General features: G+C 45.9%; 18 protein-coding genes. 11 read left to right on the top strand and 7 right to left on the bottom strand.

Features of this window, described 5'->3' with window-relative positions:
• Window positions 1-114 precede the first annotated feature (114 nt).
• From GN241_07400 to GN241_07380, 5 genes are all read right to left on the bottom strand, one after another.
• Complete coding sequence (locus tag GN241_07400) at window positions 115-1,224, bottom strand: hypothetical protein (protein ID XAT57208.1); 1,110 nt, start codon at window positions 1,222-1,224, stop codon at window positions 115-117.
• 154 nt (window positions 1,225-1,378) lie between these two features.
• Window positions 1,379-1,714, bottom strand: a complete 336-nt coding sequence (locus tag GN241_07395) for a carboxymuconolactone decarboxylase family protein (protein XAT57207.1) — start codon at window positions 1,712-1,714, stop codon at window positions 1,379-1,381.
• A 101-nt stretch (window positions 1,715-1,815) separates the two neighbouring features.
• Window positions 1,816-2,127, bottom strand: coding sequence for a hypothetical protein (locus tag GN241_07390; GenBank protein ID XAT57206.1), 312 nt, complete (start codon window positions 2,125-2,127; stop codon window positions 1,816-1,818).
• Window positions 2,128-2,199: 72 nt separating this feature from the next.
• Window positions 2,200-2,550 carry a hypothetical protein gene (locus GN241_07385; GenBank protein ID XAT57205.1) on the bottom strand — a complete coding sequence of 117 codons (351 nt, stop codon included), beginning with the start codon at window positions 2,548-2,550 and terminating at the stop codon, window positions 2,200-2,202.
• Between the two features lie 86 nt (window positions 2,551-2,636).
• Window positions 2,637-3,407: a transporter substrate-binding domain-containing protein gene (locus GN241_07380; protein XAT57204.1), complete on the bottom strand. Its 771-nt coding sequence runs from the start codon at window positions 3,405-3,407 to the stop codon at window positions 2,637-2,639.
• Between the two features lie 141 nt (window positions 3,408-3,548).
• On the opposite strand from GN241_07380, the gene GN241_07375 reads away from it, so the two are divergent.
• From GN241_07375 to GN241_07350, 6 genes are all read left to right on the top strand, one after another.
• The gene (locus tag GN241_07375; GenBank protein XAT57203.1) at window positions 3,549-4,301 is read left to right on the top strand and encodes an ATP-binding cassette domain-containing protein; all 753 of its coding nucleotides are present in this window, start codon (window positions 3,549-3,551) and stop codon (window positions 4,299-4,301) included.
• Window positions 4,302-4,310: 9 nt separating this feature from the next.
• The gene (locus GN241_07370; protein ID XAT57202.1) at window positions 4,311-5,051 is read left to right on the top strand and encodes an ABC transporter permease subunit; all 741 of its coding nucleotides are present in this window, start codon (window positions 4,311-4,313) and stop codon (window positions 5,049-5,051) included.
• A gap of 1,475 nt (window positions 5,052-6,526) precedes the next feature.
• Window positions 6,527-6,835: a hypothetical protein gene (locus GN241_07365; GenBank protein ID XAT57201.1), complete on the top strand. Its 309-nt coding sequence runs from the start codon at window positions 6,527-6,529 to the stop codon at window positions 6,833-6,835.
• Between the two features lie 368 nt (window positions 6,836-7,203).
• On the top strand, window positions 7,204-7,515 hold the full coding sequence (locus tag GN241_07360) for a hypothetical protein (protein XAT57200.1): 312 nt from the start codon (window positions 7,204-7,206) through the stop codon (window positions 7,513-7,515).
• Window positions 7,516-7,697: 182 nt separating this feature from the next.
• Window positions 7,698-7,913 carry a hypothetical protein gene (locus GN241_07355; protein XAT57199.1) on the top strand — a complete coding sequence of 72 codons (216 nt, stop codon included), beginning with the start codon at window positions 7,698-7,700 and terminating at the stop codon, window positions 7,911-7,913.
• Window positions 7,914-8,208: 295 nt separating this feature from the next.
• Window positions 8,209-8,469, top strand: a complete 261-nt coding sequence (locus GN241_07350; GenBank protein XAT57198.1) for a hypothetical protein — start codon at window positions 8,209-8,211, stop codon at window positions 8,467-8,469.
• 861 nt (window positions 8,470-9,330) lie between these two features.
• Here GN241_07350 and GN241_07345 read toward each other — a convergent pair.
• Together GN241_07345 and GN241_07340 are read right to left on the bottom strand one after the other, a co-directional pair.
• Window positions 9,331-10,923 (bottom strand): ABC transporter permease subunit, encoded by a 1,593-nt coding sequence (locus GN241_07345; GenBank protein XAT59214.1) that lies wholly within the window; start codon window positions 10,921-10,923, stop codon window positions 9,331-9,333.
• Between the two features lie 251 nt (window positions 10,924-11,174).
• On the bottom strand, window positions 11,175-11,429 hold the full coding sequence (locus GN241_07340; protein ID XAT57197.1) for a DUF2312 domain-containing protein: 255 nt from the start codon (window positions 11,427-11,429) through the stop codon (window positions 11,175-11,177).
• A 129-nt stretch (window positions 11,430-11,558) separates the two neighbouring features.
• On the opposite strand from GN241_07340, the gene GN241_07335 reads away from it, so the two are divergent.
• The 5 genes from GN241_07335 to GN241_07315 all read left to right on the top strand — a co-directional run bounded on the left by GN241_07335 (window position 11,559) and on the right by GN241_07315 (window position 14,560).
• Entirely contained in the window at window positions 11,559-11,774 is a 216-nt protein-coding gene (locus GN241_07335; protein ID XAT57196.1) for a hypothetical protein, read from the top strand.
• Window positions 11,775-11,942: 168 nt separating this feature from the next.
• Window positions 11,943-12,806, top strand: coding sequence for an MBL fold metallo-hydrolase (locus tag GN241_07330; GenBank protein ID XAT57195.1), 864 nt, complete (start codon window positions 11,943-11,945; stop codon window positions 12,804-12,806).
• 48 nt (window positions 12,807-12,854) lie between these two features.
• Window positions 12,855-13,280: a YeeE/YedE family protein gene (locus tag GN241_07325; protein XAT57194.1), complete on the top strand. Its 426-nt coding sequence runs from the start codon at window positions 12,855-12,857 to the stop codon at window positions 13,278-13,280.
• On the top strand, window positions 13,280-13,723 hold the full coding sequence (locus tag GN241_07320; protein ID XAT57193.1) for a hypothetical protein: 444 nt from the start codon (window positions 13,280-13,282) through the stop codon (window positions 13,721-13,723). The genes GN241_07325 and GN241_07320 overlap by 1 nt, the downstream gene beginning before the upstream one ends.
• 618 nt (window positions 13,724-14,341) lie before the next feature.
• The gene (locus GN241_07315; protein XAT57192.1) at window positions 14,342-14,560 is read left to right on the top strand and encodes a hypothetical protein; all 219 of its coding nucleotides are present in this window, start codon (window positions 14,342-14,344) and stop codon (window positions 14,558-14,560) included.
• The last annotated feature ends 448 nt before the right edge of the window (window positions 14,561-15,008 follow it).

The raw sequence follows: 15,008 nt of genomic DNA, 5'->3' as shown, positions 1-15,008 counted from the left end.
TTACGCCTCAGAAAGGCCTGTGACACCATGAGCAAGAGATTTTTGAAAGGTTTCAAACCCCAGCGCATCAAAGATTGAGCTTTAAATCCGTTTCATGTTTAACAGTAAGGTTGTTTACGAAAATGACAGCCGCTCTGCAGGCCCCAGCCCGATTTCTTTGGCAGGGTTTTGAAACGCCCGCGCCAAATCGGGAAAACGTGCCAAAAGCATATCACCTCCACGCAACCGCTCAGGATGCAACACACCTTTTTCCCAAATCAAGGCATCATCCAGTCTGATGCTTGGGTCAACAACATTTATCGATATTTCGCCAGGCGGAATTTTTCCGCAGGAATGAAAATGCAGCAAACGAGGATTGCCGAATGCAGCGCCGCTCCAACGCTCAAAATTTTCTGATGCCGGATGATCAAAGCGACAGGCCGGATGGATCCCTGCATGCCAAGAATGAACAAAATAAGGATCGATATTATATTTTTTGGCAACCATTTCATAATGGGTTTGGGCTGATGAAATATCGCGTTGACTGCCTCTAAAACCGGTGATGTCCGCGCCTTTAAAATCAATCAAAAGCGTATCGCGCAATTCGCAGGCATAAGGCTTATAATATTGCGATCCGGTTCCGGTCAAAAATCCATTTTGAGCAATGCACCCGCTGAATGCAAATATCGGAACAGGATTGAAAATCGAAAGCGGGAAGCGTTTTAAGTAAATATCTGAATGTTCAAATTCACCGTTTTGCAGCGATCCCGAAAAATCGGTACCCGCAGGACAGGTGACTTGAATGCGCTTTGCGGCCACAAACGCTGCCTCTATAAGCCCTTTTAACTCGGCAAACCCCGCATAGTCTGCCCGAGCAAAGCTGGATAAAAACATATCACTATCAATCGCGTAGCTGATGATCGAACGCGCGGGTATCTTATTCTTCTGAAATCGGAGCTGGTCGCCCAATCTTGCCAGAAACAAACTGTGATCTGCAGCGGCCAGTTTTGCCGCTAATTCGGGGCTAGGATCTTTGATATCTGGCGCAAAAGCGATTTCGAACAACGTGACCTCAAAACCAAGCGTCTTGGCCGCTTCGGCGACGAGCCCATGAAGCTTTGGATCATAATACCCCTCATCACAAGCTTCATGCACAATCAGCAGCGTGTCACCCGCCTGGCCTTTTGCGCAATTGAACAAAATGTTTTTCGCAGCCTGCTCAACGTTTTTGATCAACTCACTCATTCCTGTTCACTTCACCGCTGATGGCGCTCGCATACGCCAGAGATTAAGGTAGACATATAACGACAAATACGCAGATTTTGGCAAGACCACGATCAGGCTGCGATATGAATTATGCATTGCAGCCCCCTAAAACCACTTGGGCGTGCATCTCCAACTATTGAGAAAACTGATCATATGCCTCAAGGGCTTTGGCGCTGTAAGAGATAGCAGGCCCTCCTCCCATGTAAGCGATCATTTGAAGCGCTTCACAAAATTCTTTTCGAGAGGTTTTCAGCCGCACAAGCGCTTTCACATGATAAGCGATACAAGGATCGCAACGGGTTGAAATCGCAATACCAAGAGCAATCAACTCTTTTGTTTTTTCGTCTAAAGCATCACTCTTCTTTGCCGCCTTGCCCATGGCCGCAAAAGCTGCAAAAAGTTCGGACGCTTCTTTGTGATACACGCCCGTACTTTGAATGGTTTCATCCAGAAACTTTTGCCAATCCATAATATATTCTCCCTTGCTCGCATGTTTCAAATTTATCAGAATTTGACCAACGTGACGCAATCATAAAAATTAAACTTTCGGCTTCAATGGCTTGATCAACTTTAAGACCCCACGAATTTTTCGTAATCTTTTATAAGAGCAGACACGGCCGCGGCTTTAAGCTGCGCACCCTGCGCCCGCGTGGCCAAAGCCGAATGCGATCCGACGCGACCGTCCGGAAATTGCGCCCGATGTTCATCTGCGGACCCATGTTTGTCACCTGCATGGGTTCGAACAAAGTCTTGAGTTAGTTTTTCAGGTGGCTCACTGGCCAAAGCAGCATCCACGCTGCGATGCGCAACTTGCGTAATAGCGATTTCGGATGGGGTGGCATGCATACCCTCCCAATCTCCGTAGAACGCTTGACGTAGCAACTTAACGCCCTCAAAATCCCACCAGCTTTTGATCCGCAATTTTGCCTTTGAAACTGCATCTGCAGCCTCGGCTTAAGGCTCCAAATTAGCGCCGTGGCCATTTAAAATATAAATATGCCGAAAACCATGACGCTCTAGCGCGTGAAAGATCTCGCCACATAAATTTCGATAGGTATCTTGGGAAATTGAAATCGTCCCTGCGAAGCCCATATTGAACTCAGCCGGCGCGTATCCCAGCGGCGGCGCAACCAGAAAGTTTGCCGCTTGGCCAGCCGCGACGGCAATATCATCCGCGCAAAGCATATCAGTGCCAATCAAACCTATGGGACCATGCTGTTCGATCGAGCCGGTTGGAATGAGAATACCATCCGATATTGTCAAATACGCGTCAATTTCCTGCCAGGTTGAATGGGTAAGTCTCATTTAAAAAACACATTCCACTATTTGGAGACTGTGCAGCCTCGTGGGCCTAAAAGTAAAAAGGTGCCCGAAGGCACCTTTTGAGGGTTTTAATTAAGCTTCCATTTTTCATCTAATTCTTTAAAGAAGCCGCGCTCTTGCTTGAGCTTGATCCAAGTGTTCACATAGTTGATCCAAACTTGATCTGCCTGTGGCAATAACATCGCGATTGGTGTGGGTGATTTTGGCGCTGAAACCGGTACAATCATCAAATCAGAATGAATCGCTACCAATTTATTCGCCTCTACGTTTGACGTAATATGTGCATCGGCGCGGCCACTCAGCACCTGTTGGAACGGCTGCGCGGGAGCTTCTACGATCACATGCTTCGCATCGGGGAAATACTGTTTGACCTGTTTTTCCTGCGTTGTACCCAGCGTTGCTGCAACGCGCACATCCGCATTGTTGAGATCCTCCCAATCTTTATATTTATCAGCATTTGACTTCAACGTCAGCGGCACTGTGGCCAACGAAAAATAGCTGTCAGAATAGCCTGTTGCTTTTGCGCGCGCCGGCGAGACCGAGGCAGATCCCGTCATATGATACTTGCCCGCCGTAATGCCAGCGACCAGCGTTTTCCATTCTGTCGGAACCAGCTCTAGTTCAACGCCAAGGTCAGCCGCAAGCTGGGTCATCACATCGATATCAAACCCGGTATACGAATTGGTCGCCGAATCCTTCATCGTCATCGGGTTCCAATCCCCCGTGGTGCCAACTTTCAACGTGCCGCTGCTTAAAATATCCTGTAAAGCGCCCGCGTGGACTTGAACGGATGACACCGCCATTACCATTGCTGCTGCAATTACCTTAGCTAACTTCATGATTATCTCCATAATTTGTAATTTCCTCAACAAAAGGAACGCAAAGCGGTAGAAAAAGCAACAAGATTTGGAGATTTAGGCATCGTATCATTGCCTTTATCGGTTTTGAGGTGTTTGTTAGGGCGAATATTTGGAGATTTCATGCCTAAAAGCCCACGAGATAATGATATTGAGATTAAAGATATCTCAAAAAATTTTGGTAAATTCGCCGCCTTAAAGGATGTTTCGCTAAGCGTAAAGCAAGGAGAGCGCGTTGTTGTCTGTGGCCCTTCTGGATCTGGAAAGTCTACATTAATAAGATGTATCAACGGATTAGAGGTCCATGATGCGGGATCAATTACGGTTGATGGCATCATATTAAACCATAAAACCAAATCTCTTGAACAGATCAGATCGCGCGTTGGCATGGTTTTTCAACAATTCAATCTTTTTCCCCATTTGACTGTTTTGGAAAATATCACGCTTGGGCCGGTTCGTGCCAAAAAAGTGACCCGTCAAGAGGCGGATAGCCGGGCAATGGGGTATTTAGAACGGGTTAAAATTCCAGAACAAGCGCATAAATATCCGGGCCAATTGTCGGGCGGGCAACAACAAAGGGTGGCGATTGCCCGGTCTTTATGTATGGAGCCAAAAATTCTATTATTTGACGAGCCAACATCGGCTTTGGACCCAGAAATGATCAGCGAAGTGCTTGAGGTGATGATTGAACTGGCCGATACCGGAATGACAATGATTTGCGTCACCCATGAAATGGGGTTTGCCCGGCGGGTGGCCGATACAATGATTTTTATGGATCAAGGTCGGATCGTTGAAACTGCGCCTCCAGCCAAATTTTTTGACTCTCCAGATACCGATCGGTGTAAGGCCTTTCTTCAACAAATTCTGCATCACTAGAGTAATGAGATGAAAAAGCTGGCAATTTTATTATTTTTAATGCTGTTTCTGTCGGGTTGCTCTGACAATTGGGGATGGTATGTGGTTAACCCCTACAGCAAATCCGGTTGGATAAACTTAAAATTCCTTATGTCGGGATATTATTTCACGTTGTTGCTGTCCTTCACCTCGATCCTCATTTCGATTGCCGTTGGATTATTGATCGCCCTGCCCGGTCTTTCGAAAAATCCGTGGCTTAGGAATTTTAACCGCCTCTATGTCGAGATTGTCAGATCGGTTCCTATTCTGGTTCTCATTTTATGGGTATATTATGGCCTGCCTCCAATGACAGGTCTGGAAATAAACGTTTTCTGGGCTGGAGTCATTGCGCTGGCATTGTCCGATAGTGCCTTTCAGGCAGAGATTTTTCGCGCGGGAATACAATCTATCGATAGAGGCCAATATGAAGCGTCACATTCCATTTCATTAAACTACAAAGATACGATGCGATTTGTGATCTTACCGCAAGCCATTCGTCGTATTCTTCCAGCATTGGGCAATCAACTGGTCTATATGCTAAAAATGTCTTCACTGGTTTCTGTGATTGGCATGCAAGAACTGACCCGAAAAGCCAATGAGCTTGTTGTGACAGAATATCGGCCTTTGGAGATTTACACCATTTTGGTGTTGGAATATTTGGTGCTCATCTTGGTTGTTTCCGCAGGCGTGCGCTGGCTAGAGCGGCGCCTTAAATCAGATGAAAGGGTATAAAGCCCATAGGTCTACTGCAAATTCGACTGCCGGAAAAATGGTGCTAGCGGTTCATCTGTTTTCATCAGATATTTTTATACTCGCTCTAATGTGTTTCCTACGGATGAACGGAGGACTCGCTTATAATTAGAGCCCTTTGATCACTTGATCTATTGAGCGGTTCATTCACCTTTAGTGTTATATCGATTTGGCAACTTCAAAAACGGAAAGTTATAAAGACGTGTGGAACTTTTCAAACCTTGATACATTATAATTCGAAAATTATTTTTTGAGATTTTGAACGATGAGAATTGTCTGCAATAGCTTTTAAGGGCTTGGTTGGAGAAAGATGCCGAAACTCACATGTCTTATTTGCATACAGAATAGGAATTTCATCTGCATATAAATGACCTGAAAATCAACATTACAAATTATGATATTGATCGGATTTTAAATTTCATGACCGAAGCCGAACAGCTACATCCACCTTATATTTATCAAAATGAAGAAATTTTCATTGAGCATTTTCATACAGTTGCCACAAAAGGCAGCTGCGAAGCGGTTCTATGGTCCCACAAGCTAAAAAATGGGTTTATTTGGCGATCGCAAAATGGCTGTACTTCACCGACAAAAAAGCAATGGTAGGCTCATCCTGTCAATCATTGATTGAGAAATTTTAATACCAACCCAAGCATATCTTTATTCGAGCAAGACCAAACATGCCATAATACGGCAACCAATCGCAAAATTTCATGTGGGTGGTATGCAGTGACTGTTTCAAGTTTAGGATAGTAAAAAGAAGATTTGTGACTGAGCTCACACCTGTCATCTAAAGCGGCTTTCGTAGATCACGATAGAGAATAATTCAAAGGGCACAAGATACCAGGCTTTTAATAAATATTATCGAGCTTGATAAAAAACGGTCGCCGGCACCCGGGTAAAAGAATACCAAAATTGCAAGAAAACAGTTTTCAGAATAAGTTTTACTTTTCACGACTAGACCAAGCTCAACGCCAGCGATGACCACCGTATTTTATCCCAATGAAAAAACGACACAGCGCAGCTTGAAGATGCGTGCAAAGCGGAGTGTAAGCGAAAAATATATTTTTAATAGGCACAGGGAAGGCGAAAATTCTCGACTGTTCTCAACAGGTCTATCTTATAAAAGATGGCTGTTTGTCACTGCAATCTAACAACTCTTGGCGCATAATTTTTTCTTCCAGATAAGCTTACAATGCCAGCGCGTAACAGCGCCGCTTAAAACCTCTACCCCAGACCAGATAACCAAAGCGCCCATTGCGGTTTAAACATTCACGTCAAGGCTTGGCTCGCGATAAAACGCCTCTCTCTATCCTGTTCAGCACGTCACCAGCCAGTCAGGGACATTAAGGGGGGGGACATGCGAGAAACCTTGCGTCAGATTTTTAACTGTCAAAAAAACCCGCGCTGTGGTTGGCTAAACGCGAAGTTTAATAACACAAAACGAGGAGAGCGTTGTGCTAGTGGTGACGACAATAAGGTTATCTAAAGGTTTCCAAGCATGGAAAGATATGGTGCACTGTGTTGAAGACAAGATGCAAGAACATGGCATGACATTTGTTTTTGCAGGAACACAAAAAGACGATGACACTATGCTGCATACCGTCATACATTTTGAATCAGAAGAACATTTGAAGCGCTTTGGTGCCGATGAGGAACTGACTAGACTGAGAAAAGAAGCAGGCGCGATAGTCGAAACCGGAACGTTTACACCGATTACAAATGACGGCTTTATTAATTACCCGAAAGTTGTAGAATTGAATTAATAAATTAACCTGCAATCTTACATTCAGGATCGTGCCACAGGCTTTTTGGCACGATCATATCTTCTGCGATCATTGACCCAAGAGCCATGGTCATACCCATCAGACCAGCGATCTTTGAGCTGCTGTTTAATTCATGTCGCTTTCAGTTTCCCGCATGATCACTTTGCCCATCCCTTTTCCGCATGTGCCGTGCGACTTCTCAAACCTATCGGGAATAAACTGCGCTGGAAACCCATCAGCGTGAGCGGCAGCCCAATCTAAGTGCCGTCTGGGATTAAGCAAAAAGTCTATGAAAGCGAATATTCTGTGATCGGGCGTCATTTAGATTCTAGCTTTCGCAACGTAATCTTTGACAAATCGACAATTGAATGAACGATGATGTAACGTTGCAAAAAATGGAGAGAAAAATGTTTGTATCTTTTACGGATTGGGAATTTGACGGGAACGTTGACAATGCAGTTGAAGCCGCCAAGGGTTTCTGGCCCGAGATGAAAAAGTATGGCGCAGTGAACATGCGCGCCACAGTTACTGGAGAAAATACAATAAGAACCATGACACTATGGAGAGACCCAAAAATGTTGGAAGCAAATATTGATGAAATTAGAGCCGCAGCCGGTTCTGCAGTTGGCATGTCCGTGACCGGGGGAATGACTGGTCCGCTTGCTGTCGAACTTGATTAATTAGGAAGAGAAAAAGGCCGGATAGTGTAAGCTCCCCGGCAAATCGTGATCTGCGTCAGAGGCTTGGAAACCAAAGAGCACGCGACTTATATTGGGGATTTGCGATTGCAATATGAACTAGTTTGGCAACGCTTTTTATCATTTCACAGGGCGCGGATTTTCAATCACTGGCGATATCCACGATGATACTGCGAACATTCGTCTTTGTGATGATCAATTCTTTTGATTTCATGGACGACCTTAAAGCGAATGGGGATGATTTGGATGCAGAGGAAGCTACCACGCACTTTGGATCAAAGTTTCGCAAAGAACTCTGGGGCATGTTTGAAACTGTTGTAACTATTTTATTTGGAGCAACCGCTCTTACCCAGCGCCAAGCCATCTGGGGCCTTTTTTAATGAATGAGCGGGCTGAACAATCAGCCCCTCATGCCCACCTGTTCAACGACTATTCTGGCCTCAACCTCAAGCTTAGCTGATCCCTTAATCCTGCGCGGATAACAGGAGGTTTGATTGGGCGAGATTAATCAGATCAGCGCAAGCTGATGCCAAAAGTGATCCATATCTCATACGCAGCCGTACTATGAATGGGTCGCGACAAAATACGCGCGCGGAAGTCACGGTCAGCTTTTTTTCCAATTTTATTCAGACGCCATAATTTGGCAGATCTTTTATGGTGGAAAGGGAAGAGCGTATGAAAAAAATGAGCGACCTCACGCTGTTTGAAAACGTTATATTGCATTGCCAAATGACGCATAACCTCACTGGAACAAGGGAAGCCTTAGTCGCTGCTCAAAAAGAAGGCTTAGTGGATTTTTATAATCAGCTAACATCTGCGGGCCGCAACGTTAGCCAGCTGATGCTATCAAATCTTGAGGACTATCAAACCCTATTTGACGTCGAAATTAAGAAGGCGCCAGATTTTTTTCATCAACAGGCCAATGGTAAACATTGATATTTGCCCTCCAACAATCGCCTTTTTCAGTTTGATTATGCAAAACTGGCAACGGCAACATAACGTCTATTGCTTTGTTCACGAACCAGTTCTGCGCGGTTAAAGACAAAACAGTTTGAGATGACTGAACTGAAAAGGCGATCAAATGATCAAAGCAAGCCTTGCCTATTTTATGCACTCAGCTTTTTTTACCCGTAGGACTTGCGATCTCCCAAGTGGGAAATAGAGCGATTGACGCTTTTCTTTTGGTCGCTGAAACACGTGACCTTGGGATTGCGTTGGGCATTTCAATATCCGCAGCTGCCTTTTTCACAGCCCGTTAAGGCGTTGCAGGCTTGATTGTCCAGTTTACCCCCATGAAAACAAAGGCATTGCCGCTGCAGAAACTTTTTATCCACATCTCGCCGCTTTTTTACGACCATTGATTTTTGTTTTTCTCTTGTAGGGGCTATGGAATGCTTCGCTTATAATCCGCTGCACCAAATCGCTTTTTGTCTACATCTATGGCACCCATACAAAAATATGAATGCTTTGCAGACAGCCTATCACGTTAAGTCTCGATGCCCTTTTCTTGGCAGATTTTACCAAAAATATTCCAAAACGAAGCCCTATGTCGCCTTGTACCCGCTAAAGGCGGTGCTTGCACGACCAGCGGATGTAATGGCAGTGATCAAAACTTTAGTGAATGCCCCTGGGATATCGAATGTCATTATTCTTTGGAAAAAACCTCATATCCGGATAGGTCTCACCCTTAACAGGATAAAATCATAGAACGCCTCTTTCGCGCCGTAGCGGGCTCGACGGAAAGCCGATTGGTTTAATGCAATAAAAAGAGACTGAAACAACCCTGTGCTGTAAGACTTACCGGCTGGCGCGCGCCAAGAGCCCGACAGCGAGCAAACCTACCAATATTATCAATAGAGCCGCTGGCGCAGCCTGGGGTAAATTTTCCAAACTTGCCTGATCATGCGTGCGAGTCGCGAGCGTGCTGAAATTGAACGGCCGTAAAAGCATCGTTGCAGGCAGTTCTTTCACACAATCGACGAAAACCAGCACCAAAGCCGACCCCAAACTGCCTTTAATCAGGGGTAAAAAAATCTGCACCAATATTGCACGCTTCGAGCGGCCTAAAGAACGGGCCGCCTGCGATAAATTGGGAGAGACGCGCTCCATCGCGGTATCCGCCGCGCCTTGGGCAATCGCAAAAAAGCGCACAAAATACGCCAAAATGACCGCAAAAGAACTACCCGTCAAAATCAACCCGATTTCTCGCCCTGTGAGGGCAAGAATAAAATCGGCCAAGGCGTTATCAAAAGCCGCCAAAGGAATTAAAATACCAACAGCCAAGACCGCGCCAGGGGCAGCGTAGCCGATCGTGGTGAGGGGCAATAAAAGACGTGGCAATTTCTGTTGGCTGAGGCGAACACCATAGACCATGACGAGTCCAGCAATCACTGTGAAAAAGGCTGCAATCGCGCCGACAAACACAGTGTTCCACAAGGCCGCATATAGATCCGCATCTTTCCAGTAATCAAGCTTGCGCACCGCGTGCAGCGCCAGCACCAAAGTGGGAAGTATAAATCCGAATAAAACCGGTAAAAAGCAAAATACCGAAGCGAAAACAGCTTGGCGACCGCGCAATTTTTGTCGCAAAATTGGCCTGTGATGAGTGGATAAACTGAAAAACCGCATTTTGCTGCGCCCATTTTTTTCAAGCAGCACCAAAATGATAATCAAACACAATCCCAAAGTTGCCAATTGCGCCGCCCCGCCTGCATTGCTGCCTTCCAGCCAAACGCTGAAAATTCCAGTTGTTAGGGTTTGAACCGCAAAATAATCTACGGCGCCAAAATCATTAATCGTTTCCATCATCACAATCGCCGTACCCGCCGCGATTGCCGGGCGCGCCAAAGGTAAACCAATTTTCCAAAACCGCAAAAATGCATGCGATCCAAGCGATTGAGCCACCTCTTCGGCGGCCCCAGATTGTTCCCGAAACGCTGCCCGACTGAGTAAATAAACATAAGGATACAGCGCCATAGTCAGCACAAAACTGGCCGTCCCGAATGACCTGATTTCAAAAAACCAATAATCTTGCGCGTTTTTCCATCCCATCACCCCTCTAAGCGCATTCTGAACGGGACCCGCATATTCAAGCAAATCGACCAACGCATAGGCCCCCACATAAGAGGGTATCGCCAATGGCATCAGCAGCAACCATTCAAAAGAGCGCACGCCCCAAAAGCGGTACCGCGTAACCAACCACGCGGTGCCAGCGCCTATGCAAGCAGCGCCAAAACCCACGCATAACATAAGCGTCAGCGTGGTTTTAAGGTAGCGAGGCAAAGTGGTTGCCAGTAAATGGCTCCAAATATTATCCGAGGGGAAAAACGCCAAAACCAAAATCGCAATAATGGGCAATAAAACGCCCGCTGCAATCAGCAGAGCCGCCAGCGACCATATACCGATCGCTTGGGGAAAGGCTGCCCCCAACGTCTTATTAATGGCGCGGCTTGTCACATTGTGGTCCTTTTCCGGTTTTTCTGCGTAATGCTCAGCTTATACTTGCCCGATGGGCGCGCTTTGCACAACTGGTGCGACAGCTTGCAACGCCAAAGCCTCGAGCGCGCGCGTCAAAAGAGACTACAGAGTTCCCTTATTCAACGCTTTAGGTAGAATTCACCTTACTCAACTAGCCCCAAGCGCTACATCCCCAGCACTTCTTTATACAGATCCAAAATGGCTTCTTCTTCAGCAATCTCATTTTGATCGCGTTTGCGCAAAACGATCAATTTACGCATCACGCGCGTGTCGTAGCCCCGCCCTTTGGCTTCTGCCATCACCTCTTTCTGTTGATCCGCAATATCTTTTTTTTCAGCCTCCAAACGTTCATATCTTTCAATAAACTGGCGAAGCTCTGCGGCAGCCACACGGTGGGTATCTTCGGGCGTATCTTGCATTTCAATCTCCTTGGAATTCCTGCCCTCCTTAAACCAGCTTGCTTTGGCTGCGCAAGAGAGCCCTTTTGGTTGCTTGGTATAAAGAAAATCTATAAAGCGGGCTCAATCTGGATCGCTAGGAGTGCCGTCATGTCGGGAATAGTTTTAACTGGGGCCGCCCTATCTTTGCTTGGCATTGTTGGATTGATGCTTTGCATCGCGAGAGTTGTAAAGGCAAAGAAGCGATCGCTCTCGGATGAGGACTTGCGCGCTGAATTAGCCTCCCTAATGCCGGTAAACTTAGGGTCTTTATTTTTATCTGCCTTGGGCTTGATGACAGTCGCAATCGGTATAGCGGTTGGGTAACTCGTCGTCCAGACCACAAAATGAGAGGCGAAGAACAAACGCCTTCGGATTGCCCACCTAAGAAAACAAAATTCCACCAAGCAAACCCTTTAAAAACAATCCATTCGATATGCTTGTCAATTTGAAGGATATTGTTATTCTGCCCTCGACCATACCTAGGAGCGCTGAATGGGACCGAAGGTAAAAGCTTTTTTTGATCCGCAAACCAACACAATTTCATATGTTGTGCGCGACCCGAATGGACATGCAGCGGCCGTCATCGACAGCGTGCTTGATTTTGACCATGCCTCTGGAACCACGCAGACCAGCTCAGCAGATAAAATCATCGCTTATGCCAAAGAAGAGGCTTTGGATATTCAATGGTTGCTTGAAAGCCATGTACATGCCGATCACCTTTCCGCAGCTCCCTATATTCAAGAAAAACTGGGCGGCAAAATAGGAATTGGAAACAATATCACCCTTGTTCAAGATACTTTTGGAAAAGTATTTAACGAGGGCACAGAGTTTCAGCGCGACGGAAGCCAATTTGATCAATTGTTTGATCACGGGGATGTTTTTCACATTGGTCAAATGCGTGTTGATGTTTTGCATACACCAGGGCATACCCCGGCCTGCCTCACCTATGTCATCGAAGATGCAGCTTTCGTTGGAGATACGTTGTTCATGCCCGATTTTGGTACCGCGCGCTGTGATTTTCCGGGCGGCTCCTCGCAAACCCTATATGAATCTATCCAAAAGATACTTGCGCTGCCTGATGAAACGAAAATTTTTGTAGGCCATGATTACAAAGCGCCGGGCAGAGATGAATATAGTTGGGAAACCACAGTTGGCGAACAGCGCAGACAAAATGTTCACATTGGGGGCGATGTCAAAGCTGAAGCGTTTGTAAAGCTTCGAGACGAACGAGATGCAAAACTCGCGATGCCAAAATTGATAGTGCCCTCATTGCAAATCAATATGCGGGCAGGCAATATGCCGCCGCCTGATGAGCATGGGGATGTGTTTTTAAAACTGCCCATCAATAAACTTTAAATTTAAAAAATGGCTTGAAAATAGGCGCGCGCAGTCGGAGAGCAAAATATGCCAATGGATTGGATTTATGGATTGGTCGGCGGTGTTTTGATTGGCTGCGCTGGCGCTGTTCTTTTATTGGGGAATGGCCGCGTTATGGGCGCAAGCGGATTGATTTTTGGCATGTTCAAAACAACGGATCGGCGAATTTGGGCGGAAAACCTAGCGTTCGTTTCTGCTTTATTCGTTGTTCCAATGCTGTTCGTAAGACCATTAAACATAGCTCCGACACATGCTAGCGAAAATGTGATCGTCTTGGTGATTGCAGGCCTAGCAGTGGGTTTTGGAACAAGGCTGGCAAATGGTTGCACATCGGGCCATGGCGTCTGCGGCATTTCAAGGTTTTCCCTGCGGGGTATAGCCGCAACGATGGTGTATATTTTAGCCGGGGCGATAAGCGTGGTTCTGTTCAAACATTTTTTCGGATTGATCTGATGCGCATAGTGATTAGTTTGGTTGCAGGAGCTCTGTTCGGCCTTGGCTTGATCATATCGGGCATGACGAATACCAAAAAAGTGCAGGGGTGGTTGGACATATTCGGCGAATGGGACCCCACCTTAGCTTTCGTAATGGGCGGAGCAATCCTACCAATGGCCATCGCCTGGAAGGCCACGCGGGCACGCATGCCTTTAGGGGCGGATAAATTCCCAGCTGTGAACACCGCTGGAATAGATCGCGACCTTATTATTGGCTCGGTATTTTTCGGGGTAGGATGGGGGTTGGCAGGCCTGTGCCCTGGCCCGGCAATCGCATCCTTAAGCTTTGGCGGAAGCAGCGGCGTGGTATTTGCCAGCGCGATGATCATTGGCATGCTTTCGACACGGCGCCTTCAAGCATTTTTTCGTAAAGCTGAGAATACATCAAAAACGATCACGTGACGTTACAAACCAACACCTAAGTATCACTTGTATACGGTGATCATCAAACCGATCAAATCGATATTCAAGGCCAGTTTTGCCTCGTGCTATACGTTTTGTAAGACCAACGTAAAAAAAAAATATCTATCTTACATCAGTTTTCCCTTGAATAACGTGCGACGATCGTTCTTATAGAGCTAGAAGGAGAAACCAAATGAAAAAGATTTTTATTATCGCATTCGCGCTCATCGGAACCGTTTTTGTCGCAGGCTGTGAAACAGCAGCACCAGAATCCGTAATGGTTACCCCTGAGGCTTCAAGCAATAAGCTTTAATTAATACTGAAACCTGAATGTAAAGACAAAGCGGTTTAACTGCTATGTGTATATAATCAAGGGATGCAAAAGCCTGTCGCGCGGAATTTGAATTGGCGCTATGGCAGAAGGACAAAAAAACAGGGTCCAGTTGGATACCTAAGGTTTTATGGCGCGGGTGATATTTAAATCACCCGCGCCTGTTTTATTTCCATAGGACAATAGATCAAATGCGCGTAAGGACACGCCACTAGGAAAGAAAACTTTTGGCTTATTTGCTGTAATTGGATAATCTCGGATCTGAACAACCGCTTGGGGATTGGCCGATGCAATACCAAATAATACGCAAAACCAGCCTGGAAGATCTACAAAACTCGGTCAATGATTTAATCAGCGCAGACTGGCGGCCAATCGGCGGATTGACAATCGATGGGGCAGATACAGAACGCTACTATCTACAAACAATGTTTCGAGCCAATGCAACGGATGCGTTTAAAGAACGCGTGCGGCGCGAAGAAGGCAACGGACCGTTTGGCCTTTGGTAAAAGCGACTTAGCTCACTTTCTTAAGCGCAAACCGCACAAATAAAATCAATCTCTCAGTTGCAGAACGATAAAAACAATGCACGATAAAGCCAAGCCTAATTGACCCCGCCCATTTACGTTGAACCTCTGGTGAAAATTTTCACGCAGTTGCATAAAATTGTAAGTTTTTGGCGCTTGATAACCCGCGCCGAGAACAGCGCGAAAACACTTATCCTACGCGACTCTCGCCAAAAAAATTCTTAAAATTTTGGTAGAAAGATTTTGATTGACTAGAAGAGCTTAGCATGGAGAAGAAAATTTTAAATTGATTAAAAAAACACAGAGCCGATTGTTGTGAAAAAAGGCTTTAATCGTCTGCTTGAAAAAATCGAAAACCTCTCAGCGCACAGGGCGACATGAAAAACCTTTTAAGAACCTGTAATAAAACACTGTTTACCCAATAGGATTA

The sequence above is a fragment of the Rhodobacteraceae bacterium IMCC1335 genome (genome assembly GCA_039640495.1).
GTDB lineage: Bacteria > Pseudomonadota > Alphaproteobacteria > Rhodobacterales > Rhodobacteraceae > Thalassovivens.
The sequence above is the reverse complement of the archived record's forward strand: the minus strand, read 5'-3'. Positions and strand labels throughout refer to the sequence as shown.